24 protein-coding genes are annotated in these 24,101 nt (G+C 72.4%); 7 read left to right on the forward strand and 17 right to left on the reverse strand.

Annotation, left to right across the window (positions count from 1 at the left end):
• Positions 1–167: 167 nt before the first annotated feature.
• The 4 genes from BKA14_RS13525 to BKA14_RS13540 all read right to left on the reverse strand — a co-directional run bounded on the left by BKA14_RS13525 (position 168) and on the right by BKA14_RS13540 (position 4,095).
• Positions 168–1,607, reverse strand: a complete 1,440-nt coding sequence (locus BKA14_RS13525; RefSeq protein ID WP_184951276.1) for a glycoside hydrolase family 43 protein — start codon at positions 1,605–1,607, stop codon at positions 168–170.
• The gene (locus BKA14_RS13530) at positions 1,607–2,581 is read right to left on the reverse strand and encodes an acetylxylan esterase (protein ID WP_184951277.1); all 975 of its coding nucleotides are present in this window, start codon (positions 2,579–2,581) and stop codon (positions 1,607–1,609) included. The genes BKA14_RS13525 and BKA14_RS13530 overlap by 1 nt, the downstream gene beginning before the upstream one ends.
• A 484-nt stretch (positions 2,582–3,065) precedes the next feature.
• Entirely contained in the window at positions 3,066–3,626 is a 561-nt protein-coding gene (locus BKA14_RS13535) for a TetR/AcrR family transcriptional regulator (RefSeq protein WP_184951278.1), read from the reverse strand.
• A gap of 187 nt (positions 3,627–3,813) precedes the next feature.
• A complete protein-coding gene (locus BKA14_RS13540; RefSeq protein ID WP_184951279.1) occupies positions 3,814–4,095 on the reverse strand; it encodes a hypothetical protein in 282 nt (93 codons plus the stop codon).
• Between the two features lie 467 nt (positions 4,096–4,562).
• Here BKA14_RS13540 and BKA14_RS43870 point away from each other — a divergent pair, with 467 nt between their 5' ends.
• Both BKA14_RS43870 and BKA14_RS43875 read left to right on the forward strand, forming a co-directional pair.
• The gene (locus BKA14_RS43870) at positions 4,563–5,123 is read left to right on the forward strand and encodes an NmrA family NAD(P)-binding protein (protein ID WP_260416508.1); all 561 of its coding nucleotides are present in this window, start codon (positions 4,563–4,565) and stop codon (positions 5,121–5,123) included.
• Positions 5,030–5,473, forward strand: a complete 444-nt coding sequence (locus BKA14_RS43875; RefSeq protein WP_260416509.1) for an NmrA family NAD(P)-binding protein — start codon at positions 5,030–5,032, stop codon at positions 5,471–5,473. Before BKA14_RS43870 ends, BKA14_RS43875 begins: the two co-directional genes overlap by 94 nt.
• A gap of 103 nt (positions 5,474–5,576) precedes the next feature.
• Here BKA14_RS43875 and BKA14_RS13550 read toward each other — a convergent pair whose 3' ends face one another.
• Both BKA14_RS13550 and BKA14_RS13555 read right to left on the reverse strand, forming a co-directional pair.
• Positions 5,577–6,704, reverse strand: a complete 1,128-nt coding sequence (locus tag BKA14_RS13550) for an RCC1 domain-containing protein (protein ID WP_438861884.1) — start codon at positions 6,702–6,704, stop codon at positions 5,577–5,579.
• A 225-nt stretch (positions 6,705–6,929) separates the two neighbouring features.
• Positions 6,930–7,448, reverse strand: coding sequence for a GrpB family protein (locus tag BKA14_RS13555; protein ID WP_184951280.1), 519 nt, complete (start codon positions 7,446–7,448; stop codon positions 6,930–6,932).
• 90 nt (positions 7,449–7,538) lie between these two features.
• Here BKA14_RS13555 and BKA14_RS13560 point away from each other — a divergent pair, with 90 nt between their 5' ends.
• A complete protein-coding gene (locus tag BKA14_RS13560; RefSeq protein ID WP_184951281.1) occupies positions 7,539–9,851 on the forward strand; it encodes a glycoside hydrolase family 9 protein in 2,313 nt (770 codons plus the stop codon).
• Positions 9,852–10,293: 442 nt separating this feature from the next.
• On the opposite strand, the gene BKA14_RS13565 is transcribed toward BKA14_RS13560, so the two are convergent.
• The 7 genes from BKA14_RS13565 to BKA14_RS13595 are packed head-to-tail and all read right to left on the reverse strand — an operon-like array spanning position 10,294 to position 16,568.
• Positions 10,294–11,253, reverse strand: a complete 960-nt coding sequence (locus BKA14_RS13565) for a hypothetical protein (RefSeq protein WP_184951282.1) — start codon at positions 11,251–11,253, stop codon at positions 10,294–10,296.
• On the reverse strand, positions 11,250–11,579 hold the full coding sequence (locus tag BKA14_RS13570; RefSeq protein WP_184951283.1) for a PadR family transcriptional regulator: 330 nt from the start codon (positions 11,577–11,579) through the stop codon (positions 11,250–11,252). Before BKA14_RS13570 ends, BKA14_RS13565 begins: the two co-directional genes overlap by 4 nt.
• Positions 11,580–11,620: 41 nt before the next feature.
• Positions 11,621–13,036 carry a HAMP domain-containing sensor histidine kinase gene (locus tag BKA14_RS13575; protein ID WP_221477263.1) on the reverse strand — a complete coding sequence of 472 codons (1,416 nt, stop codon included), beginning with the start codon at positions 13,034–13,036 and terminating at the stop codon, positions 11,621–11,623.
• A gap of 2 nt (positions 13,037–13,038) precedes the next feature.
• Positions 13,039–13,749, reverse strand: a complete 711-nt coding sequence (locus BKA14_RS13580; protein WP_184951285.1) for a response regulator transcription factor — start codon at positions 13,747–13,749, stop codon at positions 13,039–13,041.
• The gene (locus BKA14_RS13585; RefSeq protein WP_184951286.1) at positions 13,733–14,896 is read right to left on the reverse strand and encodes a hypothetical protein; all 1,164 of its coding nucleotides are present in this window, start codon (positions 14,894–14,896) and stop codon (positions 13,733–13,735) included. Before BKA14_RS13585 ends, BKA14_RS13580 begins: the two co-directional genes overlap by 17 nt.
• The gene (locus BKA14_RS13590; RefSeq protein WP_184951287.1) at positions 14,896–15,663 is read right to left on the reverse strand and encodes an ABC transporter permease; all 768 of its coding nucleotides are present in this window, start codon (positions 15,661–15,663) and stop codon (positions 14,896–14,898) included. The genes BKA14_RS13585 and BKA14_RS13590 overlap by 1 nt, the downstream gene beginning before the upstream one ends.
• Complete coding sequence (locus tag BKA14_RS13595; RefSeq protein ID WP_184956734.1) at positions 15,660–16,568, reverse strand: ABC transporter ATP-binding protein; 909 nt, start codon at positions 16,566–16,568, stop codon at positions 15,660–15,662. Before BKA14_RS13595 ends, BKA14_RS13590 begins: the two co-directional genes overlap by 4 nt.
• A 127-nt stretch (positions 16,569–16,695) precedes the next feature.
• Between BKA14_RS13595 and BKA14_RS13600 the strand changes: the two genes are divergently transcribed.
• Entirely contained in the window at positions 16,696–17,631 is a 936-nt protein-coding gene (locus BKA14_RS13600; protein ID WP_221477264.1) for an arsenic resistance protein, read from the forward strand.
• On the opposite strand, the gene BKA14_RS13605 is transcribed toward BKA14_RS13600, so the two are convergent.
• Positions 17,606–19,123: a sensor histidine kinase gene (locus BKA14_RS13605; RefSeq protein WP_239093301.1), complete on the reverse strand. Its 1,518-nt coding sequence runs from the start codon at positions 19,121–19,123 to the stop codon at positions 17,606–17,608. The genes BKA14_RS13600 and BKA14_RS13605 overlap by 26 nt on opposite strands.
• 139 nt (positions 19,124–19,262) lie before the next feature.
• Here BKA14_RS13605 and BKA14_RS13610 point away from each other — a divergent pair, with 139 nt between their 5' ends.
• Both BKA14_RS13610 and BKA14_RS13615 read left to right on the forward strand, forming a co-directional pair.
• Positions 19,263–19,835, forward strand: coding sequence for a TetR/AcrR family transcriptional regulator (locus tag BKA14_RS13610; protein ID WP_184951290.1), 573 nt, complete (start codon positions 19,263–19,265; stop codon positions 19,833–19,835).
• A gap of 5 nt (positions 19,836–19,840) precedes the next feature.
• Positions 19,841–20,983 (forward strand): SGNH/GDSL hydrolase family protein, encoded by a 1,143-nt coding sequence (locus BKA14_RS13615; RefSeq protein WP_239093299.1) that lies wholly within the window; start codon positions 19,841–19,843, stop codon positions 20,981–20,983.
• Here BKA14_RS13615 and BKA14_RS13620 read toward each other — a convergent pair.
• Genes BKA14_RS13620 through BKA14_RS13630 form a run of 3 tightly spaced genes read right to left on the reverse strand, consistent with a single transcriptional unit; the run spans position 20,980 to position 23,511 of the window.
• Positions 20,980–21,543 carry a PepSY domain-containing protein gene (locus tag BKA14_RS13620; protein WP_184951292.1) on the reverse strand — a complete coding sequence of 188 codons (564 nt, stop codon included), beginning with the start codon at positions 21,541–21,543 and terminating at the stop codon, positions 20,980–20,982. The genes BKA14_RS13615 and BKA14_RS13620 overlap by 4 nt on opposite strands.
• Positions 21,544–21,584: 41 nt before the next feature.
• Complete coding sequence (locus BKA14_RS13625) at positions 21,585–22,859, reverse strand: sensor histidine kinase (protein WP_203722611.1); 1,275 nt, start codon at positions 22,857–22,859, stop codon at positions 21,585–21,587.
• Positions 22,846–23,511 carry a response regulator transcription factor gene (locus BKA14_RS13630; RefSeq protein WP_184951293.1) on the reverse strand — a complete coding sequence of 222 codons (666 nt, stop codon included), beginning with the start codon at positions 23,509–23,511 and terminating at the stop codon, positions 22,846–22,848. Before BKA14_RS13630 ends, BKA14_RS13625 begins: the two co-directional genes overlap by 14 nt.
• A gap of 104 nt (positions 23,512–23,615) precedes the next feature.
• Here BKA14_RS13630 and BKA14_RS13635 point away from each other — a divergent pair, with 104 nt between their 5' ends.
• Positions 23,616–24,056 carry a hypothetical protein gene (locus BKA14_RS13635; RefSeq protein ID WP_184951294.1) on the forward strand — a complete coding sequence of 147 codons (441 nt, stop codon included), beginning with the start codon at positions 23,616–23,618 and terminating at the stop codon, positions 24,054–24,056.
• Positions 24,057–24,101 lie beyond the last annotated feature (45 nt).

The raw sequence follows: 24,101 nt of genomic DNA on the forward strand, positions 1-24,101 counted from the left end.
CACAGGCGTCAGTCCTTCGCACAGAGCGCCGCGCTCGACTGCGCGGACCCGGGCACGATATCAGGTCCTGGCGGTGTCCGCGGCCACCGCGGAAGGGTCAGCTGTCCGGCCTGGCTTTCCGCAGGCGCCACCAGCCGGGCCCGACGCCCGGTCGGCCCGGCGCGTGCTCAGCCCGCCGGTTCCGACGGTCGGGGCTCGACGGCGTACCAGTCGAAGGATGCCGTGCCCTCGGTGACGTAGAGGCCGATCACGCGGCCGGTGAAGCCGGTGGCCACCTCGGTCGACAGGTAGCGGCCGTCGAGCTCGGTCAGCGGCGGGCCGCCGGCCACCCGGAACGCGATCATGTCCGGGCCCTGACCGGCGTGGTCGGTGCGGGTCTCCACGGTCAGGTCGATCGGGCCCGGCGGCACCGGCTGCTCGGCCACGACCTGGCGCAGCGGGCCGATCCGGGCCACCACCCGGGCCACGCCGGCCGAGACCTCCAGGTCGTAGTGGTGGGCCTCGTCCAGGCGTACGGACAGACCCGCGGTGGCCGTCCCGGGGTCGAGCCGGGTCGAGACACGCGTGTCGTGGTGCTGCTGCCGGCGGCCGACGAACGTGCACCCGGGGCGGTCGAGCGTGGACCCGGTGGCATGCAGGGTCAGCCGGCCGGGGCGCTCGGTGAGCGACCACGAGTCGTCGGGCCGCCACCGCGGGGAGATCCACTGCGGAGCCAGGTCACCGGTGTCGAAGTCGTCGCGTTCGGCGGCCGGGGGCGGCCCGCTCGGTGAGCCGACCTCGCCGACCTGCGGCCAGCCGTCGACCCACTGCACCCGGGCCAGGAACGACTCGCGGCCGAGCACGTGGAAGGCCGGTGTCCTGCCGCGCGGCCGGGTGGCCAGCAACACCATCCACCAGGTGCCGCCGGGAGCCCGTACGAGGTCGGCATGCCCGGTGCTCTGCACGGGCTTGTCGGTGCTGCGGTGGGTCACCAGCGGGTTGCCGGGCGCGGGCTCCCACGGGCCGAGCGGGGTGCGCGCCCGCGCCATCGCCACGGTGTGGCCGCGCTCGGTGCCACCCTCGGCGATCAGCAGATACCACCAGCCGTCGATCCGGTAGAGGTGCGGCGCCTCCGGATATTGCAGGCCGGTGCCCGCCCAGGCCGGGAACGGGCCGTCGAGCACCTTGCCCGCCACCGGGTCGATCCGCGCGATCCGGGTGCCCGCCACCGCCGCCCAGCAGGAGCCGTCGTCGCCCCAGGCCAGGTCGGGATCGATGCCGGGCAGGTCGATCCAGGCCGGTTCGCTCCACGGGCCCTCGGGCCGCTCGGCGGTCACGATGAAGGTGCCGCCCCCGGACGTGTTGGTCGTGATGACCCAGAACCGGCCGTCGTGGTGGCGGATCGTCGGCGCGTAGATGCCGCCGGACGCCTCCGTGTCCCGCGGCAGCGGCAGCTGCGACGGCCGGTCGAGGACGTTGCCGATCTGCCGCCAGCTCACCAAGTCGCGGCTGTGGAACACGGGCACGCCCGGGAAGTACTCGAAACTCGAGCAGACCAGGTAGTAGTCCTCCCCCACCCGGCACACGCTCGGATCGGGGTGGAAGCCCGGCAGGATCGGCCGGCCCATCAGATGCCGCCGGCGCCGAGGCGTCCCCGCAGGAACTCCAGGGCGCGGGCCTCGTCCAGGATGCCGCCGCCCTCGTGCCCGTTGAACTCCCACACCTCGATCTGCTTGTCACCGGTGTATTCGTGAAAAGCCCCGAAGACGGTGGACGGCGGGCACACGGTGTCCCGCAGCGCGGCGGAGAACAGCGCGGGGGCGGACGCTCGGGCGGCGAAGTTGACCCCGTCGAAGAAGGCCAGCGTCCGCCGCACGGCATCGACGTCGGTGCGGTGCACGACGAGGTAGTCGATGATTTCCTTGTACGGGTACGACTCCGTGACCTGCAGGGCGCGCGGGAAGTCGCACAGGAACGGCACGAACGCGACCGCCGCGGCCAGGTCGTCGCGCAGCCCGGCCACCGCGAGCGCGTTGCCGCCGCCCTGACTGCCGCCGAGCACCGCGATGCGGGCGTTGTCGACCACGTCGAGGCTGCGCGCGGCGTCGACGGCGCGGACGGCATCGGTGAACATGCGCCGGTAGTAGTACGTGGCCGGGTCGAGGATGCCGCGGGTCACGACCCCCGGGACCTGCGGCTGCGACGGCGCCTCGTCGGGGGTGTCGCCGAGACTCCAGCCCGAACCCTGCCCGCGCGTGTCCATCTGCAGATGCGCGAAGCCGGCCGAGGCCCACAGCAGGTTCTCCAGCGCGTGCCCGCGGCCGCCGCCGTACCCGACGTACTGCACCACCGTGGGCAACGGGCCGGTGGCATGGGCGGGCACCCGCAGCCAGGCCCGCACGTCCTGGCCCGCATAACCCCGGAACGTCACGTCGTACGTGGAAAGGGTCGTCAGGTTGGTCGTGACCTCATGCAGGCGCACGTCGATGTCGTGCTTGCCCGCCTCGGCCAGGGTCTCGGCCCAGAACTCGTCGAAGCCCCCGGGCGCGGTCTGGCTGCTGCGATAGGTGGCGAGCTGGTCCGGGGAGAGGTCGGTGAGCACGGTGGTCGTTCCTCCGTCGGGTCCGGGGACGGGCCGGCAGCCGCCGCCCGCTCGGATGATCCTGACACGGGAGGCTCGGGCTCGCGGTTCCGGCCGAGCTCGAGCACCACGTGCGATTCAGTTTCCCCGTACGGCCGGGCGCCGCGCAGCCGATGCCGTGCTGGATCAATGCGGTGAGCTCTCAGCACTTGACCACCGCGGGCACGTGGGCCGTCGGCTGTGACGTCGCCCCCGGCGCAGTGGCTTGGGCGGTCGGCCGAGCGGCGGCCCGGTCTTCACCGACGACGATTTCACGGCGTCGATCCAGCGGGACACCGGGGTCGAGCCGGCGTGACCCGCGGAGGCGTTCCCCGACCTCGACGAGGACGTCCGGCAGTCGGTGCGGCGCATCTTCGACGACCCGTTCATCGGCTGCGCCACGTGAAATGACAGTTCCCGTACGGCTCCCGAGCGGGCTCATGCGGGCGGGCTCATGGGGTGTGGCTCATGCGGGCGGGCTGACCCCCTCGATCGTCAGGCGGAGCAGGCGGTCGGCCTCGGTGGCCGCGTCCGGATGGTTCTCGGTGGCCAGGGCGATACCGGTGACCAGGTTGAGCAGGTCGGTGATCGTCACACCGGCGGCCAGGTAAGGCGCCGCCCGGCTGACCAACGGGGTGCCCGCCTCGGTCAGCCGGGCCGCGGCGCAATGCTCGTGCACCTCACCGGGGGCCGCGGTGCGGTCACGGTTGAGGGCCTCGGCCAGGCCGCGCGTGGTGGCGCCGAAACGCAGCACCGCGCCCAGCCACTCGAGCAGGGCCGCGCGGGCATCGGGCTCCGCGGCCAGTTCGCGCGCACGGCCGGCGAGCGTGTCGATCTGCCGGCGAAAAACCGCCTCCAGCAAAGCGTGACGGGTCGGGAAATGCCGGCGCGCGGTGCCCGACCCCACCCCGGCTGTACGGGCGATCTGCTCGAGCGACGCATCGGCCCCTTCGGCCGCGATCGCCTCCTCGGCCACGGCGAGCAGCAACGCGTAGTTGCGACGCGCGTCGGCGCGCTGGCCCGTCATCGCACCCCCTCACACCGGTCGCCGCCACCGCGCCGGCCGGCCATCGACATCCTCGCGCCGACGTCCCCGGTCCGGCGCCTCACAGACATCGTCATCCCACCACAACGGCGCACATCACCCAGCACGCCACATCCCCCGCGACGACAAAGGCCGGCCCATCCCGACCCCACCGCGAAGAATCCCGCACTCACCCCGCCGACCCAACGCCCACCACCCCGCCGGACACCAGCGACGCCGCCTCGACCACCCCGCCGGACACCGGACACGTCTCCTCCACCGCCCCGCCGACGATCGGCCACACTGCTTCAACCACCCCACCGACTATCGGCCACACTGCTTCAACCATCTCGCCGACCGCCAGCGACGTCTCCTCAACCATTCCGGACACCGGCCACGCCGCCTCGACCACCTCGCCGGACACCGGCCACGTCTCCTCCACCGCCCCGTGCGACGTCGCTTCAACCACCATGCCGGACTCCGGCGACGTCGAAGCGGTCGGCAGCGCCGTCCGGTAACCGGGTTGGCGAGCATCAGCAGCGGACACCCTCACCACGGCGAGATGACGCCAACCGCTCCGCCGGGCGGCGCCGGACCGGGTGACCGCGCCGCCTCAGGCCGCGGCGGGAGCAGCAGCCGACAAACGCCTCCACCGCCGCCGGACGAAGCGACCGCGGCGTCGAAGCCAGGCGAAGAGCCGGCGGCGCCGGACCCGGGCGAGGGAGCCGCTTGGAGCACCGGGCGAGGCATCGGCGCCGCAACCGCCACGCCGTTTCGGGACCGCGGCAGCACGCTCACCGGACGTCGCACCTCCCAACGATGGTGTCGGCCCGTCACCGTGAGCCGACTCGTCGTGGCCATCCACCGTTGCGAAGTGGCGGGGGCCGCCATATCGTAGCATCGCGGAAGCGGCGGGGGCCGCCGCTTAGGGAGGGTGAGATGGCTGAGCCGGTTCTGGTGGTGGGCGCGACGGGGCAGCAGGGCGGGGCGGCCGCTCGGGCCCTGTTGCGGGCGGGCATTCCCGTACGGGCGCTGGTTCGCGATCCCGCGACGACGCGAGCGAAGGCCGTCGAGGCCCAGGGCGCGGAACTTGTCACCGGCGACCTGAAGGATCGCGGTGCGCTGGTGGCGGCGGCGGGCGGGGCCCGGGCGGTGTTCTCGGTGCAGATGGCCGAGGTCGTCGACGGGGCGTACGACTTCGACGGCGAACTGCGACAGGCCGTCAACCTCATCGAGGCGGCAAGGGCGGCGCAGGTGCCGCAATTCGTGCAGACGTCGGTGTCGGGATCCGACCGGCTGGCCACGGCGCCGGGCCACGAGACCGGGCGCTGGAAGCCCCTGGAACCGTATTACGCGACCAAGACAAGAAGGGGATCGAGGACCGCGTACGGGAAGCCGGTTTTCCGTTGTGGACAATCATCAAGCCGGGCTTCTTCATGGAGAACTTCCGGCTCGACGCCTCGTATCTGCTGCCGCGCGGGGTCGAGGGCGGCATCGTGAGCGTGCTGAAACCGTCGACCCGGTTGTCACTGGTGGCGGTGCACGACATCGGCGTCACGGTGGCGGCGGCGGTGGCTGAGCCCGCAAGGTTCCATCGAGTCGAACTGGAACTGGCCAGTGATCACCTGCCGATGACGGCGATCGCCGAAACGCTGGGCCGGGCGCTCGGGGCCCCGCTCACCGCGCCCGACATGACGGAGGCGGAGGCACTGGCGGCGGGAATGCCGGCGTACGCGGGGCTCTCGATGGAATTGATGAATCTGGCGGGGCAGCCGGCCCGGCCCGAGTTCGCGCGCGAACTCGGCATCCCGCTCACGTCTTTCGAGACATGGACCCGGACCGGGCTCTGAGCCGAGCGTCGGGGACGGCCGCGCGCACGACCTGCGTGGGCAGGCCGTGCGCGTGAGCCAGAGCAGCGGGCGGGTGGAACGCCGCTGCCCCGGCGATATCGGCCTACGCGGGCAGGGTCACCCGCACGGGGGCCGGGCGGGCGGTCGTGGTGCCGTCGCCGACCTGTGCGTTGTCGTTGTTGCCCCAGCACCACAGCGACGCGTCGGTACGGATCCCGCAGATGTGATGCCCGGCGGACGCGTTGCCGGTCCAGGTCGTCGCGGTGCCGATCCGTACGGGGGCGTAGCGGTGCGTGGTGGTGCCGTCGCCGAGCTGGCCGGAGGCGTTGTTGCCCCAGCACCACAGGCTGCCGTCGGTGCGCGAGGCGCACGCCGTGTCGAAGCCGGCGGTGACCCCGGTCCACGTGGTCAGGCTGCCGACCTGCACCGGCGCGGCCTGGTAGGTGCCGCTGACGCCGAGCTGCCCGTAGCCGTTCTCGCCCCAGCACCACAGCGAGCCGCTGGTGCGGACGCCGCAGGTGAACAGGTATCCGGCTGTCACACCGGCCCAGTCGGTGGCGGTGCCGACCTGGGCCGGCGTGGTGCGGTAGCCGAGGGCGCCGACGCCGAGCTGCCCGGTTGAGCTGTCGCCCCAGCACCACAGGGTGCCGTCCGTACGGGAAGCACAGGTGTGGGCGTAACCGGCCGTGACGCTGGCCCAGTTACTGGCGGTGCCGACCTGCAGGGGCGAGGACGCGGTGTAGACGGCGGCGCCGTCACCGAGCTGGCCGAAGCGGTTGAAGCCCCAGCACCAGAGCGTTCCCTCGGTCCGCACGGCGCACGTGTGGCTGTCGCCCGCGCTGACGCTGGCCCAGCCGGCCGACGTGCCGACCTGCACCGGCGAGGTCTGCCGGCTCGTCGTGCCGTTGCCGAGCTGTCCGCGCGTGTTGCTGCCCCAGCACCAGAGCGTTCCGCCCGTACGGATGCCGCACGTGAAACTCGTGCCGCCGTCCACGCTGGTCCAGGTGTTCGTGCCGACCCGTACGGGGGCGGTTTTGCTGACGATGGTGCCGTCGCCGAGCTGACCGCTGTAGTTGCCGCCCCAGCAGTACAGGTTGCCGGCGTTGATCGTGCAGGTGTGGCCGTAGCCGGTGGCGATCGTGGTGGCTGCGGGCGGGGCGGCTTGGGCCGGGGTGGCGATGAACATGGCGATCAGGGCCGCCACGAGGGCGGCGATCGTCCTTTTTGTCACGTACGGACTCCTCAATCTCACTCGGCGAGACCGGCCGCTATGACGTGGGGAGGCGGTTCGGTCTCACGGGGGAAGTGCGGGCGCTTCGAGGTCTCTCCGGCACCGACATATTGATGAGCATCGTGACATGGGAGCGCTCCCATTGCAACGGTGTGACCGGCGTGTGAAAACCGCGCCCCGACCTGCCGAGACGGATCACGCCAGGCGGTCGAGCGGCCGGACCGGTCAGGCGGTCAGCGAGTCGAAGAAGGCGGACTCCTGCCGTTCGTACTCCCCGGGGTCGTCACGATGGCGGAGTTTGACGGCGTTGTAGGCGTCGACCAGCGCGGGGTCAGCGGACAGAAGCCGCCAGCTGCGAGTGAAGCGAAGATCATGCGGCGAGCCGATCGGCGTCACGGCCACCCCGGTCGGCAGCTCCGCGGCTCCACCCGGCCCGCCGGACGGGTCTGCCGCCGAAGCCGTCGCGTCCGCAACGGAGAACGTCGCCAAGGTGGACTGCCAGATCGCGGGATGAACGACGGCATAAACCTCGCTCAGCGCGGCCACCACCGCCGGGAAGTCCTTATCGGGCACGCGCAGGTGCAGGTCGACGTCGCCCTTGGTGAGCGTGCCGGGCAGGCAACTGCCGCCGACCAGCAGGAGCTCGTGCGGGCCGGGCAGCAGGTCCGCCAGACGCCGGCGCTCCCGGTCCAGGATCTCCGCGGCAGCGGCGTGGAAGTCGGCTCCGGGGCGCAGCTCGGTCATGGTGCGAGCCTGCCGGAAACAGCCTGTTCACACCATTGAATTGGGAGCGCTCCCATGTAACGATGACGGTCAATCTCCAAGGAGCTGCCCATGAAAGCCCGCGCCCTCCTGGCTGCCCTCGTCCTCGGCCTCGTCACCCTCGTCCTGCCGACCGGTACGGCAGCGGCCGCGCCCACCTACAGCTACGGGGAAGCGCTGCAGAAATCGCTGTTCTTCTACGAGGCCCAGGTCGCCGGCAAGAAGCCGAGCTGGAACCGCGTCTCCTGGCGGGGCGACTCCGCGCTGCGCGACGGTCAGGACGTCGGGCTGGACCTGACCGGCGGATGGTTCGACGCGGGCGACCACGTCAAGTTCGGGCTGCCCATGGCGTTCACGACCACGATGCTGGCCTGGGGTGCGATCGAGAACCGGGCCGCGTACGCGAACTCCGGTCAGCTGACCCACCTGCTCAACAACCTGCGGGTGCCCAACGACTACTTCATCAAGGCGCACCCCTCGGCCAACGTGCTCTACGGGCAGGTGGGCAAGGGCGACGACGACCACAAGTGGTGGGGCCCGGCCGAGGTGATGCCCATGGCCCGGCCCGCGTACAAGATCGATGCCAGTTGCGGGGGCACGGAGCTGGCGGCGGAGACTGCGGCGGCCATGGCGGCGAGCTCGATGGTCTTCCGGACGACCGATCCCTCGTACGCGGAAACGCTCCTGACGCACGCGAAGCAGCTGTACACCTTCGCCGACACCGTGCGGAAGAGCTACCACGCGTGCATCACCGACGCGACGTCGTTCTACCGGTCGTGGAGCGGCTACGCCGACGAACTCGTGTGGGGCGCCATCTGGCTGCACCGTGCCACCGGTGACGCCGCCTACCTGGCCAAGGCCGAGGCGGGCTACGACGCGCAGGGCAACGAGAACCAGACCAGCACCAAGATGTACAAGTGGACGATCTCGTGGGACAACAAGCAGTACGGCAACTACGTGCTGCTGTCCAACCTGACCGGCAAGCAGAAGTACGTGGACGACGCGAACCGCTGGCTCGACTGGTTCACGGTCGGCGTCAACGGTGACAAGGTGCGCACCTCCCCCGGTGGCATGGTCGTCGTCGACACGTGGGGCGCGCTGCGGTACGCCGCCAACACGGCGTTCGTCGCGCTGGTCTACAGCGATGCGCTCACCGACGCCACGCGCAAACAGCGATACCACGACTTCGCCGTACGGCAGATCGACTACGCCCTCGGCGCCAACCCGCGCAACGCGAGTTACGTCATCGGGTTCGGCGCCAACTCCCCCAAGAACCCGCACCACCGCACGGCGCACGGCTCGTGGTGGGACAGCCAGCAGGTGCCCGAGCAGACCCGGCACGTGCTCTACGGCGCCCTGGTCGGCGGCCCGTCCGCGCCCGACGACAAGTACACCGACAGCCGCGGCGACTACGTGATGAACGAGGTCGCCACCGACTACAACGCCGGTTTCACCTCGGCGCTGGCCCGGCTCTACGGCGAGTACGGCGGTCCCGCCCTGGCCGGCTTCCCGCAGGCCGAGAAGCCCGACATCCCCGAACTGTCGGTCGAAACCACGATCACGCAGAACGAGACCCGTGCCACCGGAGTCAAAGTGGTCGTCTACAACAAGTCGGCCTTCCCGGCCCGCGCGCTGACCGCCGGCAAGTTCCGCTACTACTTCACCCGCGACGGCGACGCCGCCCTGACCGTCAGCTCGCCGTACACGCAGGGCTGCCCCGGCCCGACGAGCGCGAAGCAGTTCTCCGGCGCCATCTGGTACGTCGAGGTCGACTGCACCGGCTACCCGATCGCCCCGGCCGGTCAGTCCGCCCACCGCATGGAGGTCCAGCTCAAGATCGGCGTGGCCGAGGGCGGCACGTGGAACCCGGCCAACGACCCGTCCTACCAGGCGGCCGCCGGCCCCAACCAGGGCGTGACGCTGTACGACGGCACCACGCTCGTCTGGGGCGCCGAGCCGGACGGCACCGGCCCCACTCCGACACCCAGCCCGACCCCGCCCACCCCGACCCCCACACCGCCGACCCCCACCCCGACCCCGCCGACCCCCACGCCGACGCCGACGCAGCCCGCCGGGTGCCGGGTCGCGTACTCCACCAACGACTGGGGCAGCGGCTTCACCGGCTCGATCACCATCACCAACGGCCCGACGGCACTCACCGCATGGACCCTGGCCTTCCCGTACGCCGCGGGCCAGCAGATCACTCAGGCCTGGTCCGCGACCGTGACCCAAACCGGCCCGCAGGTCACCGCCACCAACACGTCCTGGAACGGCAACCTCGCCCCCGGAGCGACAGTCACGTTCGGCTTCAACGCCACCCACACCGGCAGCAACCCCCGCCCGTCCACATTCACCCTCAACGGCACCGCCTGCCCGTCGTCGTGACGCGCCCCGGCCCTCTCGGCGATCAGGCCTCGCTGCGGCAGACTCGACGGCGTTCGCCCGCACCCCGCAGGTAAGGGCAACGCGGCGATACCGGGGCCCGACGGGCCGCCGCTGGGAAGAGTCGATGGCTGCCCGTGCATCCGCGCGGGCAGCCCGGCGCATCGACCAGCGAAGACAACCACTACGGCCGGACCGCCCGGCCACGTCGGCCACCACCGGCACCGCCCGCCTGTTCGTGCGGCGCCGGCTTCGAGGAGGCCTGCGCCGTCAACCCCGGCGAGGACGCGCCCTGGTGGGCTGCGCGAAGCCGCCCCGTTCGCGGCCAAGCCGGCGCGGAACTGGAGGTGGCCGCTGGGTCAGGCCGGCGTGACGGGACGGGTGATCCGGACCGGCCCGCGCCCCGCGTTCGACCGTCCGGGGCGCGCGGTGCGGCCGGCTGGATCTAGGCCACCGCCTCGTACGCGTAGCGGGGCCGGGCCAGGGTCGCGGCCAGGGCGAGGACAGCGAAGCCGAACAGTGGCAGCTGCTGGAAGTCACTCGGCGTGAGATACCAGCCCTCCCCCATGTTGAGGGCGCGCATGAAGTCGAGCGTGGGGCCGAAGGCGAAACCGTGGACGTGCACCAGCCCGCCCGTGCCGAGCGGGTCGGACACGGTCAGGTAGGTCCACAGGGAGGCCACGAAGCCCACGGCCGACGGCAGGATCAGCGCGAACCCCATCGCCGTCAGGGTCCCGCTGCGCAGCGGGCGGCGGGCGGCCTGGATGCGGTGGGCCAGCGCCACCCCGGCCGGCCAGCCGGCGAGCAGTCCGAGCACGGTGCCGGCGATCGTCAGCGGCAGGTACGGGGCGGGGCGGGTGGGCCAGCCGGCGATCGTGACGCTGCCCAGGCTGGGGTACGCGTAGACGTCGAGGCGCACACCGCCTTGTTCGGCGGCGAAGTGCACGTTGGCCAGGACACCTTCGCGGGAACCGATCGGGCCGGGACGCCAGCCCGCGGACGCCAGTTCCCGGCGGGTCTGTTGCACGGCGTAGGCCGCGTCGGCCCCGGACGGGAAGGCGGCCTCGGCCCAGAGGTAGCGGTCGGCCACGTTGACGTGGGTCGTCTGTGCGCCCACCGGCATGGTGGTGGGCAGCTCGGCGTAGCTCAGGGTGCCCAGCCAGGAGCCGGCCGCGGCGCCCAAAGCCCCACCCACCAGCAGGGCGACCACCGCGGTGAGCAGGGCGAGCGGCCGGTGCCGCACCGGTGGCCGGAACCGCTCGCGCAGACCGTCGAGCACGAGCCGCACCTGGTCCGGACGACGGGGACGGCCGTGCGGGCCGGCCATCTCGTGCAGCGTCGCGATCAGCTCGTCGCCGTGCTTGCGGCGCAGCCGGGCCGGGTAGGCCGCCAGCAAGCGGTTCATGCGACACCCCCGGCGGCGCCGGGGCGCAGGCCGAGCTGGCGTTCGGCCAGGGCGGCCCGGCTGCGCAGCCGTTCGGCCTGCACGGCCAGCACGGCCGCGCCGTGATCGCTGAGCCGGTAGTACCGCCGGAGGCGGCCGTCGACCTGCTCCTCGTGGTCGACGGCGATCAGGCCCTGCTGGTCGAGCCGGTCGAGCGCGCCGTAGAGCGTGCCGGGGCGCAGCTTCACCTCCCCGTCGGACAACGCGGCGACGGACTGGACGATGCCGTAACCGTGCAACGGCTGGGCCGCCAGCGCGGTCAGGATGAGAAACGTCGGCTCTTGCACGGCGCCGATAGTACGGCTGCGAAGGTATACCGTCAACCGAGCTATGTGGGCGGCAGCACGAGCCGGAACACCGCGCCCGCCCCGGCCCGGGTCGACAGCTCGATGTCGCCGCCGTGGGCCCGGGCCAGCGAGCGCGCGATGGCCAGCCCCAGCCCCGCGCTGGCCCCACCCGTGCGGGTGCGGGACCGGTCCGTGCGATAGAACCGGTCGAACACTCGCGCGGCCTGGTCGGCGGGCATGCCCGGCCCGCTGTCGGCCACCTCCAGCACCGCGCGCCCGTCCACTGTGCCCACCCCGATGCGCACGGGTGTGCCGGGCGGGGTGTGCGCGATCGCGTTGCCGACCAGGTTCGTCACCACTTGGCGCAGCCGGGCCTCGTCCGCGTCCACCGGCGCCGGTCCCGGTGGTCCGAGACCGCCCGGGCCGGTCAGTGTGAGCGGGCGCGCGGGGTCGAGGGCGTGCAGGTCGTGCCGGGCGTCGGTGGCCAGTGTGCGCAGGTCCATCGGGGCCCGGTCGAGCTGGCCGCCGGGCGCGTCGTCGAGCTGGGCCAGCAGCAGCAGGTCCTCGGTGAGCGCGGTCAGCCGGGTCGCCTCGCGCTCGATCCGGCGCATGGCGTCATCCACATCGGACTGCTCGGCCAGGGCGCCCATGCGGTGCAGGTCGGTCGAGCCCTTGATGACGAAAAGCGGCGTCCGCAGTTCGTGGCTGACGTCCGAGACGAACGTCCGCATCCGCGCCTCGGCGGCGGCCCGGTCGGCGAACGCGCGTTCGAGCTGGCCGAGCATGGTGTTGAGCGAGCCGGCCAGGCGGCCGATCTCGGTGCCCGGGGGTGCCAGGCCCGGCACGCGCCGGGTCAGGTCGCCCGCCGCGATGGCCGCCGCCGTGTGCTCGATCCGGCGCAGCGGCCGCAGCCCCCGGCCCAGGGCGAACCAGCCCAGCCCGGTCAGCACGACCAGCAGCACCGCCCCGCCGGCCAGACTGGTCAGGCGCAGCTGGGCGACGGTGGCGTCGGCTTGTGTCATCGGTGACGCGGCGACCACCGTGCCGTTCCCGCCGGCGGTCCGGGCGGCGACGGCCCGCCAGCGTTCCGGGCCGCCGGCGGCCGGCAGGAAGGCACCGGTGCCGTCGGTGGGCAGGGCCAGCAGGTCGGCGGCGGGCGGCAGGACCGACGGTTCCAGCCGCGACGAGAAGGCACTGCGCAGCACCGTGCCGTCGGCGTCCAGATAGACGAGGTAGGGCGCGCCGATCAGGTCGAGCGCGGGGTCCAGCAGCGACGGGTCGGCGGCCGGGCCGGGCTGAGCCGCGGGCACCCGCGAGAGCAGCTGGGTGAGCGATCGGAGCTGGGTGTCGAGCCGGTCGACCTGGTAGTGCGACAGCCGGCCGGCGACGACCGTGCCGAACAGCCCCAAACCGGCCAGCAGCAGGGCGGCGGTGATGAGCAGGAGACGTACGCGCAAGCTCATCGTCGTGGCTCCCGCATCACGTAACCCACGCCGTGCACCGTCTGGATCAGTCGGACGTCACCGGTGTCGGCCTTGCGGCGCAGGTAGGAGATGTACGTGTCGACGATGCTGGCGTCCCCGCCGAAGTCGTAGTGCCAGACCCGGTCGAGGATCTGCGCCTTGGTCACGACCCGGCCCGCGTTCTCCATCAGGTAGCGCAGCAGCCGGAACTCGGTCGGCGAGATCTTCACCGGGCGGCCGTCGCGCGTCACCTGATGCCCTTCGGTGTCGAGGGTCAGCGCGCCCACGCTGAGCAGCCCGGCTTGCGAGCCACCCGTACGGCGGAGGATCGCGCGGATCCGGGCGATCAGCTCCTCCAGGTCGAACGGCTTCGTCACGTAGTCGTCGGCGCCCAGCGACAGCCCGGTCACCTTGTCGGCCTGCCGGTCGCGCGCGGTCAGGAAGAGCACCGGGACCGGGCCGCCGCGTTTCCCCGTACGATGTTCGCGCAGCCGCCGCACCACCTCGAAGCCGTCCATGTCGGGCAGCATGACGTCGAGCAGCACCAGGTCGGGCGGCTCGGCGGTGGCCGCGCTGATCGCCTCGGCGGCGGTGCCGGCCGAGCTCACCCGGAAACCGGCGAACCGCAGCGTCGCCGACAGCAGTTCCCGTACGGTGGCCTCGTCGTCCACCACCAGCAGGCGTTCGGCGTCAGCGCTCGGTGTCATGACCTCTCCATGGCCGCCAGCCTACGAAAGCGTCGGCCAGCAGACTGCCCGCCGAGCCCACGACCAGGCCGGTCAGCAGCGCGGGGCCCGGGTGCACGGTCAGCCGCACGTCCAGCAGGGGCACGGCGAAAATCAGCGCCCGTACGCCGAGGCCGGCCGACACCGATGACAGCAGGGCCAGGGCGGCCAGCCCCAGTCCGGCCCCCAGCGCGACCCCGGTGACCCGCCGGACCGGGCGGCCGGGGCTGACCCGCCGGGCCGCGCCCGCGACGAGCACACAGCAGGCGAGAAGCCCGGCGACACCGGTGGCGTGGACCGGGAACGCGCCGACGGCCGCCTCCGCGCGGCCGTCGAACGCGCAGGCGAGCACACCGTCGGCGTGCAGTGTGGTCGGCAGGAGCAAGCCGAGCGGCAGCGTGAGCAGGAGCCCGCCGGCGGCCGTCCGCCCGCCGAGGGCCGCCGCGGCCACCACGCTGACAATGACGATGCCCAGGGCCGGCCACCGCAGAACCCGCAACCCCGCACGGGCCGGCGGGAACCGCAGTCCGAGCCAGCACAGGACGGCTACGGCCAGCGCCAGCACCACGGCGCCGCCCACGGCCGAGCCGACGCTCACGCTGAATCCGGCGTCGAGAGCCCGGCCGCCGGGCAGGCCGGGCGAAGCGGATCCCCCGCCGCGCGAGCCCAGCGATCCGAAGCGGGCCACCCCCGCCGGGCAGGCGTTCAGTCCGGCCGCCCCCGTGGCGGCCCCGACCGGCAGCGTCAGCGCGCCCCGGGCGAACCGGCCGATCACCCCGGCCCCACCGGCGAAGACTGCCGACGCCGCCCCGGCGCGCACCAGCAAACCCGCACGGCCGCCGCGCACGAGAAGCAGGCCGAGCACGAGCGCCCCGGCCGCGGTGACACCGAGCGGGACCATCTCGATCCGTCCACCCACGGCGATCGGCAAGCCACCGGACGGCGCCGCCCCGACCTGCACCGGAGCGCCCAGCGCCAGTCCGGCCACGGCGGCCGACAGCCGGTCGAGCCGGCCCACCCGCCCGGCGTCGAGCACCACCAGACCGGCCAGCGCGACGCCACCCATCGCGAGCAGCGCCGCGCCCGCCGCGCCGGCGCCGGCGTACACGTGCCGGAGAACCGGTGTCATCAGACGACGTCGCGGCGGTGGAAGGCCACGAACGCGGCGGCCAGCACGCCGGCGACGGCGAGACCCATGCCGCCCAGGTTGAGCCACGGGTGGGGGAAGTCGGGGTCCGGCACCGTGGTGAGGGCGGCCGCGCCGCCGAGGGTGGGCCAGTAGTCGAAGATGCCGCGCATCCACGACGGGAACAGTCCGGCCAGTGCGGGCACCAGGAAGACGATCCCGACCAGCGTGGCCAGCGCCCCCGCCGTGGCGCGCACCAGGGCGCCCAGTCCTACGGCGAGCAGGCCGATCACCGCGAGGTAGAGGCCGCCCGCGAGGACGGCGGGGAGCACACCGGGGTCACCGAGCGCGGCGCTGGGCACGCCTTGCCGGGCGATCAGGGCCTGACCGATCAGGAAGGCGCCGAACATCAGCAGTTCCCCGGCGACGACGGCGATCACCGCGGCCAGCGTCACCTTGGCCGCCAGCACCCGGGTGCGGCGGGGCGTGGCGGTCAGCGTGGTGCTCATCAGCCCGGTGGCGTATTCCGACGTGACCACGAGGATGCCGAGCACGCCGATGATGAGCTGGGCGACGATGTACGCCGTCAGGCTGTGCCCGGTCGGGTCCCACGCCTGGCGGTCCGCCGCTGTCGCCTCGGCCCACGTGTCGCCGGTGGCATTGGCGGCCAGCGCCGAGATGCCCAGCCCGACGACGAACAGGCAGGCCAGCGTGAGCCAGGTCGACCGCAGGCTGCGGAGCTTGACCCATTCCGCGTGCAGGGTCCTCATGCCGCCACCCCCTGGAACTCGACGCTGTCGCGGGTGAGGGCCATGAAGGCGTCCTCCAGCGAGGCCCGCTGCGGGGTCAGTTCGCTGAGCACGATCCCGTGGAAGGCGGCCAGCCGCCCGATGTCACCGGCGGCCATGTCCGCGACGACCAGCGACGACTCGAGCCCCTCGTGGACCGTCGCGCCCGCCTCGGTCAGTCTGCGGGTCAGCGCGACGGGGTCGTCCGCGCGCACCAGGACCGTGCCGGCCCCACCCGTACGGGTCAGTTCGCTGATGGTCGTGTCGGCGATCAGGCGCCCGCGGCCGACGACGATCAGGTGGTCGGCGGTCTGCGCCATCTCGCTCATCAGGTGGCTGGAGACGAGTACGGCCCGGCCCTCGGCGGCCAGCGACCGCATCAGGTCGCGCACCCAGCGGATGCCTTCGGGGTCGAGCCCGTTGACCGGCTCGTCGAAGATCAGCACCTGCGGGTCGCCGAGCAGGGCGGCCGCGATGCCGAGCCGCTGCCGCATGCCGAGCGAGAAACTGCCGGCCCGCTTGGCCGCGACGCTTTCCATCCCCGTACGGGAAAGGACCTCGCCCACCCTCGTGCGGGGCAGGCCGTTGCTCACCGCGAGGGCCAGCAGGTGGTGGTAGGCCGTGCGGCCGCCGTGCACCGCCCCCGCGTCGAGCAGCGCGCCCACTTCGAGCAGCGGCACCGGCAGGTCACGGTAGCGGCGCCCGCCCACGGTGACCGTGCCCCGGTCGGGCGCGACCAGCCCGACGATCATGCGCATGGTGGTCGACTTGCCGGCACCGTTGGGCCCCAGGAAGCCGGTCACCTGGCCCGGCTCGACAGTGAAGGTGAGATCGTCGACCACCGTCGCGGGCCCGTAGCGTTTGGTCAGGCCCCGTACCTCGATCATGCTCATGGCTCGATGCTGGCCGCCGCGACTGGCCGGTTTCGCAGAGGTTCTGGGGGAGTTCTGTGAGATCGCCCGGTCGCGGCGGGGGCCGCCGTCCGATCCCTCAGGAAACGTTCATGATGGGACGGTGGAACGGCACCAGGTCACGATCTACCTGTCGGCGATCGCGGCCGGGGCCGCCCTGGGCCTGCTCGCGCCCGGCGCCGGCCCGGGGCTCGAACACGTGATCAGCCCCGTGCTCGGCGCCCTGCTCTACGTCACGTTCCTGCAGGTGCCGATGAAGGACCTGGTCCACTCGTGGCGCGACGGCCGGTTCCTCGCGGCCGCGCTGGTGGTCAACTTCGTCGTGGTGCCGCTCGTGGTGGCCGCGATGTTCGCTTTCCTGCCCTCGGACCAGGCCGTACGGGTGGGGGTCCTGCTGGTTCTGCTGGCGCCCTGCATCGACTACGTCATCGTGTTCAGCGGCCTGGCCGGGGGCAGCAGCGACCGTCTGCTGGCCACCACCCCGCTGCTGCTGATCGCCCAGATGGCCCTGCTGCCCCTGTTCCTGGTGGCCTTCCTGGGCCCCGGCCTGGCCGACGTGGTCGAGGCCGGCCCGTTCCTCCGCGCGTTCCTGCTGCTGATCGTCATCCCGCTCGCGCTGGCCGGGGCCACCCGGGCCCGGGGCCGCCGAGCCGTCCCGGCGCTGACCACGACGATGGTGCCGCTCATGGCCGCGACCCTGCTGGTGGTGGTCGCCTCGCAGACCCCGCGACTGACGGCCGCAGTGCTCGGCAGCATCCCCTTCTACGCCCTGTTCCTGCTGGTCATGGCCTTCGCAGGCCTCGGCGTAGCCCGCCTGTTCCGGCTGGACGGCCCGGCGAGCCGCGCGATCGTCTTCACCGGCGCGACCCGCAACTCCCTGGTCGTGCTCCCCCTGGCCCTGGCCCTTCCGGAGACCATGTCGGTGGCACCCGCCGTCGTCGTCACCCAGACGCTGATCGAGGTGATCGGCATGGTGCTCTACGTGCGCGCGATCCCCCGCCTGGAGAGCCGGGTCAGGCGTCGGTGGCGGGCATCGTGAACCAGAGGGAGGTGCCCTCCTCGACGTCGAGGTCGAGCCAGATGCGCCCGCCGTGGTATTCGACGATTTTCTTGCCGATGGCCAGGCCGATGCCGGTGCCGTCGTAGGCCTCCCGCGGGTGCAGGCGCTGGAAGATGACGAAGACCTTGTCGGCGAACTCGCGTTCGATGCCGATGCCGTTGTCGCGTACGTTGATCCGCCACTCGTCGCCTTCACGTTCGGCGCTGACCCGCACCACCGGCGGCACGCCGGGGCGGCGGAACTTGAGCGAGTTGCCGATCAGGTTGACGAACAGGGTCGTCAGCAGCGGCTCCTCGCCCTCCACCACGGGCAGGTCGGACCACGTGATCTCGGCGTCGTCGCCCGCCCGCGCCTCGAGCTGCGACTTCACCTCGGTCAGGACCCGTTCCAGCGGCACCGGGGTGAATTCCGACGTGAGCCGCCCGACGCGGGAGAACGCGAGCAGGTCGTTGATCAGCCGCTGCATCCGCTGGGCGCCGTCCACCGCGAAGCCGATGTACTGGTCGGCCCGCTCGTCGAGCTGACCCGCGTACCGGCGCTGCAGCAACTGGCAGAAGCTGGCCACTTTGCGCAGCGGCTCCTGCAGGTCGTGCGACGCCACGTAGGCGAACTGCTCGAGGTCACGGTTGGACCGGCCGAGCTCCTCGGCTTTGAGCTCGAGCTGCTGGTTGGCCGCTTCGACCAGCGTGCGGGCCTCGCGCACCTCGGTCAGTTCGGAGGCGATCCGCCGGCGCATGCCGTCGACGTCGCCCGCCAGGCTGCTCAGTTCGGGTGACCCGGCCGAGACGATCCGGCGCTCGTAGTCACCGCCGGCCACCCGCCGCACCTGCGCCGCCAGCTCGGCGATGGGCCGGCTGACCAGCCGGTCGAGCAGCAACAGCATCAGCCCGCCCACCAGGACCAGGATGACGGCGGCCGCGATCTCCAGCGCGACCAGCACGGACGCCGTCCGCCGGGCCGCGCCCGCCGCCTCGTCGCGCAGGGTCAGGATGTCGGCCTGCAGGGTGTCGATGGCCGCGCGCAGGGCGTTGAAGCGGGCGTCACCGGCCCCAGCGGCGGCGGTCCCGCCGGCGATCACCGGCTCGGCCACGTCGGCGCGCCACTGGCCGGCCAGTTGCCGCACCTGTTCCAGGTCGGCGCGGATGTCGGCCCGGCCGCCGGGCCCGTTGAGTTCGCCGATGCGGGCGAGCAGTTGCTTCTCGGCGGCCACCCCTTGCTCGTACGGCTGCAGGTTCTTGGCGTCGCGGCTGAGCGCGTATCCCCGTACGCCGGTCTCCTGGTCGAGGTACGCCGAGTACAGCTCCTGACCGGCGACACGCATGGGGCCGGTCTTGTCGAGCAGCACGTCGAGGTTCTTGTTGCTGTCGATCGCGGTCACGGCGGCGAACGCGCCGATGCCGGCCAGCAGCAGCCCGGCCACGGTGAACAGCACGAGCACGCGGCGGCGCATCGTCCAGGAGGTGATGCGCAAGCTGTCCACGGTGAGAGCCGTCCTGTCGGGGGTGAGACGGGAAGTATGAAGCATGTCGTTTGCCGCAGCGCAACTAACCCGTCCGTGTTTGCTTCCTAAAGGCTTTAGGTTGTAGCCTTAAGTCATTAGGGAGGCAATGATGGCGCGCAAGGGGCTGACGGCCGAGCTGGTGACGGTGGCCGGGGCGGAGCTGGCCGACGAGGCGGGTTTCGCGCAGGTCACACCGTCGGCGGTGGCGCGGCGGGTCGGCGTGCAGGTGGCCAGCCTGTACGCGCATGTCCGCAACGCCGACGACCTGCGCACGCGCATCACGCTGCTGGCGCTGACCGAGATGGCCGACCGGGCCGCGGCCGCGCTGGCGGGCCGCGCGGGCCGGGACGCCCTGGTCGCGCTGGGCAACACGTATCGCGACTACGCCCGCGAGCATCCCGGGCGCTACGAGGCGGCCCAGGCCCGGCTCGACCACGCGACCGCGCTGGCCAGTGCCGGCCCCCGCCACGCCGAGATGATGCGCGCCATCCTGCGGGGGTACGCCCTTCCCGAGACCGAGCAGACCCACGCCGTACGGCTGATCGGCAGCACTGTCCACGGCTACATCACTCAGGAGTCGGGCGGCGGGTTCGACCACAGCCGGCCCGGCCCGCAGCAGAGCTGGGAGCGCATCCTCGACGCGCTCGACACGCTGCTGCGCCATTGGCCCCACGAAGGATGATTACGGTGACAGACCACACCACACCCGTGACCGCCGAGCTGATCCGCGGCGCCGTCGAGCTGGAGGAGACGCACCACGGGCTGCTGCCCCACCGGCTTCCGGCCTGGGCGCGCGCCCAGGCCGCCGACCCGCAGATCGCGACGGTCGAGGCCCAACCTTCCGGCGTACGGGTGGTGTTCCGCACCCGGGCCACCGGTGTCACGCTCGTGGCCGCACCCACCCGGCTGGAGCTGCGCGGGGTGCCGGCCCGCCCGCCGGGCGTCTACGACCTGCTCGTGGACGGCGTCCTGGCCGGCCGGCGGACGAACCCCGGGGGCACGACCGTGACGGTCGACCCGGCCACCGGGGCCGTCGACACCGTGCCCGGCGAGCCCGGCCGCGTCGACTTCACCGGCCTGTCCGACGAGCTCAAGACCGTCGAGATCTGGCTGCCGCACTATGAGCGCACCGAGCTCGTCGAGCTGCACACGGACGCCCCGGTCGCGGCGGCACCGCCCTCCGGCCGGCCGCGGTGGCTGCATCACGGCAGCTCGATCAGTCAGGGCTCGAACGCCGCCGCCCCGACCGGCATCTGGCCCGTGGTGGCGGCCGCGCACGCCGGGGTCGAGCTGACCAACCTGGGCTTCGGCGGCAGCGCCCTGATCGACCCGTTCACCGCCCGCACGATGCGGGACCTGCCGGCCGACATCATCAGCGTCAAGCTCGGCATCAACGTCGTCAACGCCGACCTGATGCGCCGGCGCGCCTTCGGCCCGGCCGTGCACGGCTTCCTCGACACGATCCGCGACGGCCACCCGTCGACGCCGCTGGTGGTGGTCTCGCCGATCTACTGCCCCATCCACGAGGACACACCGGGCCCCGGCGCCTTCGACGTCGAGGCCCTGCGCGAAGGCCGGATGAGTTTCGTGGCCACCGGTGACCCGGCCGAGCGGGCCGCGGGCAAACTCACCCTCACGGTCATCCGCGAGGAGCTGTCCCGCATCGTGGCCGAGCGCGCCCCGACCGACCCGCACTTGTCCTACCTGGACGGGCTCTCCCTGTACGGCGAGGCCGACCACGCGGAGCTGCCCCTGCCCGACCGGTTGCACCCGGACGCGGCCACCCACGAGCTGATCGGGCGCCGCTTCGCCGAGCGGGTGTTCAGTTAGTTGTCCTCGGTCTTGGTCAGCACCTTGAACGCGGAGTCGAGCTCGACGTCCCACTCCTTGTCGCCGGTGTCACGGACCTCGGCCTCGTAGGCGACACCCTGGTCGTCGCTCGCCTCGACGTCGAGGACCGTCCCGCCCGGGAAGGCGTCCAGCACGGCCTTCTCGGCCGAGGCGCGCTGAGCGTCGGTCACCGCCGGCTCGGCGGTCCCGGTGTCCGGGGTGTCGGCCTGCTGGCTCAGCACCTTCAGGTCCTTGTCGAGCACGACGTCGACCTCGGCGCCGTCGGGCTTGCGCACCTCGACCTCGTACGCCTCACCCCGGTCGTCGCTGCTCTCCACGTCGACGACGGTGCCGCCGCCGACGGCCTGCACCGCGGCGTTGCCCACCCGGTCACGGTCGGCGCCGCTCACGTCGGCGTCGGCGCTGGCCGCGGTGGCCCACACCCCGCCGCCGACGGCGAGGGCGGCGACGGCCGCGGTGGTGACGATGACGCGCTTGCTGCGAAGCTTGGCGGTGTTCATGAGGTTGCCGGCCTTCCTGATCGCGTTGGTTACCTGCACACCATGCGCGACGGTGGCTGAAGCCAACCTGAACGCGGAACTCAGCGGGGAAAACGCACCGTGAAGCACGCGCCGCCCAGGGCCGAGGACGACGCCGACACCGTCCCGCCGTGCGCGGTCACGATCGTCCGGACGATGGCCAGGCCCAGACCGCTGCCACCGTCGTCGCGGGCGCGGGCCGCGTCCAGGCGCACGAACCGGTCGAAGACCCGTTCGCGCTGATCCGGTGGGATGCCCGGGCCGTCGTCGTCGACGGTGAGCTCGACGGCGTCCGGGCTCTCGCGCACGGCGACGGCCATGCGGGCGGTGGCGTGGCGGGCCGCGTTGTCGGTCAGGTTGCGCACGACCTGAGCCAGCGCGGCCGCATCACCGCGGACCCGCCCGGCGCCCACGCCGGCCGTGTCGACCTTCACCCCCGTACGGGAGACGCGTTTGGCCTCGGCCAGGGCCAGGTCGTCGAGGTCGACATCGTGTGCCGAACGACCGGAACCGCCGTCGTCGGCCCGGGTGAGCAGGAGCAACTGGTCGACCAGGCGCTGCAGGCGGGCCGACTCCTCGAGCACCGTCGCGGCCAGCTCACCGTCGGGCAGGGCAGCCGGGTGGGCCTGCGCGACCTCGGCCACCTGGCGGATGCCGGCGACCGGGGAACGCAGCTCGTGCGAGGCGTCGGCCACGAACGCGCGCTGCCGGTCCCGCGAGTCCTGCAGGCGGCCCAGCATCCGGTTCATGGTGCGGGCCAGCCGGCCGATCTCGTCGCGCGACGGCGGCTCGGGCACCCGGCGGTCCAGCCGGTCCCCGGTGATCGCCTCAACCTCACGCCGGATCCGTTCGACCGGGGCCAGCGCGCGCGACGCCACCACCCACGTCGTGCCGCCCACCAGCAGCACCAGCAGCGGCACGCCGACCAGCAGCGGCGTCAGCAGCGCCTCGGTGGACTCGTCGACGTCCTCCAGCGAGACGGCGACCACGACCCGATAGCCGTCGCCGTCGTCGGTGACCACCAAGTACCTGTGCTCGCCGCCGGGCAGCTCCACCTCGCCCTCGACACCCGGCAGGGGCTGCGCCGACCTGACGACCGTGCCGTCCGGGGCGGTCACCTGCCAGAGCACGTCGTCGTCGACGTCGCCCTCCGGAGCCCGTACGGACCCCGCCTGCTGCAGGAGCGCACCGGCCCGCTGCTCGGCGGTGGCCTCCAGCCCGTCGCGCAGCGAGCCCCGCATCAGCACGACCAAGGCGACCGCCCCGGCGACCAGCGCCGCCGCCACGACCAGCACGGCGGCCGCGGTCGTGCGCAGCCGGACGTCAGCCACCGTCACGCGCCAGCCGGTAACCCGCGCCGCGCACGGTTTCGATGGCCGTCCGCCCGATCTTGTTGCGCAGATGCCCGATGTAGACCTCGACGATGTTGGGGTCGCCCTCGAAGTCGCCGTCCCACACCCCGTCCAGGATCTGCCGCTTCGACACCACATCGCCGGGATGCCGGGCCAGGAAGAACAGCATCGAGAACTCGCGGGTGGTCAACTCCACCTCGGCCCCGCCCCGCCACACCCGCCGCGCCGCCGGGTCGAGCCGCAACTCCCCCACCACCAGTTCGGTCGGCCGTTCCCGGGCCCCGCGCCGGCTCACCGCCCGCAACCGCGCCACGAGCACCGGGAACGAACACGGCTTGGTCAGGTAGTCGTCGGCCCCGGTGTCGAGACCCTCCACCTGATCCCACTCGCCGTCCTTGGCCGTGAGCATGAGGATCGGCGTCCAGTCCTGCTCCTGCCGCAGCGTCGCACAGACCTGATAGCCGTTGAGCTTCGGCAACATGAGGTCGAGCACGATCGCGTCGTACTTGTTCTCCCGCGCCAGCCACAACCCGTCCACCCCGTCGTGCGCCACATCGACGGCGAACCCCTCGGCCTCGAGCCCCAGCCGCAACGACCGAGCCAGCCGCTGCTCATCATCCACGACCAGCACCCGCATGCCTGCACCTCCGGTCCGCCATCCTCCCCCACCGCCCCTGAACCCCACCTGAAAGCCACCCCGCACGGATGATCAAGATTGATCGTGAGCAATATCCTCGGGGCATGCTGGCCAACATCCTCCAGGCACTGAGCCTCATCGGAGTTGTCTTCGCGCTCTATTTCTCATCCCTGCAGACGAGAAGGCTGCAGAAGCAGATTCACCTTTCCAACCTGTACAGCCGGTACGAGGCATTGCACCACGCGAACGAACGCTACGACGCCGGCCTCGCCATGATGTTCGAGCGGCCCGACCTCCGCCCGTACATCTTCGAGCGCAAGAAGGTCGACCTCACCGGCGACGACCTCAACCGAGCCCTGATCGTGGCCGACCAGATGGCCGGGGCCGTCGACCACGCCCTCCGGGTGGGTGACCGTTTCCCCGACGACCGGCACGGGGATTGGACCAGCGTCGCGCAGGAGATGGGGAGGACGCCCCTTTTTCGGATGATCGTCAGTGAGAAGCCACTCGATTTCCCCGACCTCAGCAAGTTCTTCCCGAATTGATGTCAGAACTGGCGCTTCAACCGACGCGGCAAGCCGGCCGGATCC

The sequence above is a fragment of the Paractinoplanes abujensis genome (assembly GCF_014204895.1).
GTDB classification, from domain to species: Bacteria; Actinomycetota; Actinomycetes; order Mycobacteriales; family Micromonosporaceae; genus Actinoplanes; species Actinoplanes abujensis.

Coding starts and splice junctions, on each gene's coding strand:
- BKA14_RS13555 (WP_184951280.1), bottom strand. CDS start 7,448: ATGACCGAGCTGCGCCCCGGAGCCGACTTCCACGCCGCTGCCGCGGAG.
- BKA14_RS13585 (WP_184951286.1), bottom strand. CDS start 14,896: ATGACACCGGTTCTCCGGCACGTGTACGCCGGCGCCGGCGCGGCGGGC.
- BKA14_RS13630 (WP_184951293.1), bottom strand. CDS start 23,511: ATGCGGGTGCTGGTCGTGGATGATGAGCAGCGGCTGGCTCGGTCGTTG.
- BKA14_RS13535 (WP_184951278.1), bottom strand. CDS start 3,626: ATGACGGGCCAGCGCGCCGACGCGCGTCGCAACTACGCGTTGCTGCTC.
- BKA14_RS13635 (WP_184951294.1), top strand. CDS start 23,616: ATGCTGGCCAACATCCTCCAGGCACTGAGCCTCATCGGAGTTGTCTTC.
- BKA14_RS43870 (WP_260416508.1), top strand. CDS start 4,563: ATGGCTGAGCCGGTTCTGGTGGTGGGCGCGACGGGGCAGCAGGGCGGG.
- BKA14_RS13590 (WP_184951287.1), bottom strand. CDS start 15,663: ATGAGGACCCTGCACGCGGAATGGGTCAAGCTCCGCAGCCTGCGGTCG.
- BKA14_RS13580 (WP_184951285.1), bottom strand. CDS start 13,749: ATGACACCGAGCGCTGACGCCGAACGCCTGCTGGTGGTGGACGACGAG.
- BKA14_RS13560 (WP_184951281.1), top strand. CDS start 7,539: ATGAAAGCCCGCGCCCTCCTGGCTGCCCTCGTCCTCGGCCTCGTCACC.
- BKA14_RS13540 (WP_184951279.1), bottom strand. CDS start 4,095: ATGGTGGTTGAAGCGACGTCGCACGGGGCGGTGGAGGAGACGTGGCCG.
- BKA14_RS13610 (WP_184951290.1), top strand. CDS start 19,263: ATGGCGCGCAAGGGGCTGACGGCCGAGCTGGTGACGGTGGCCGGGGCG.
- BKA14_RS13565 (WP_184951282.1), bottom strand. CDS start 11,253: ATGAACCGCTTGCTGGCGGCCTACCCGGCCCGGCTGCGCCGCAAGCAC.
- BKA14_RS13525 (WP_184951276.1), bottom strand. CDS start 1,607: ATGGGCCGGCCGATCCTGCCGGGCTTCCACCCCGATCCGAGCGTGTGC.
- BKA14_RS13595 (WP_184956734.1), bottom strand. CDS start 16,568: ATGATCGAGGTACGGGGCCTGACCAAACGCTACGGGCCCGCGACGGTG.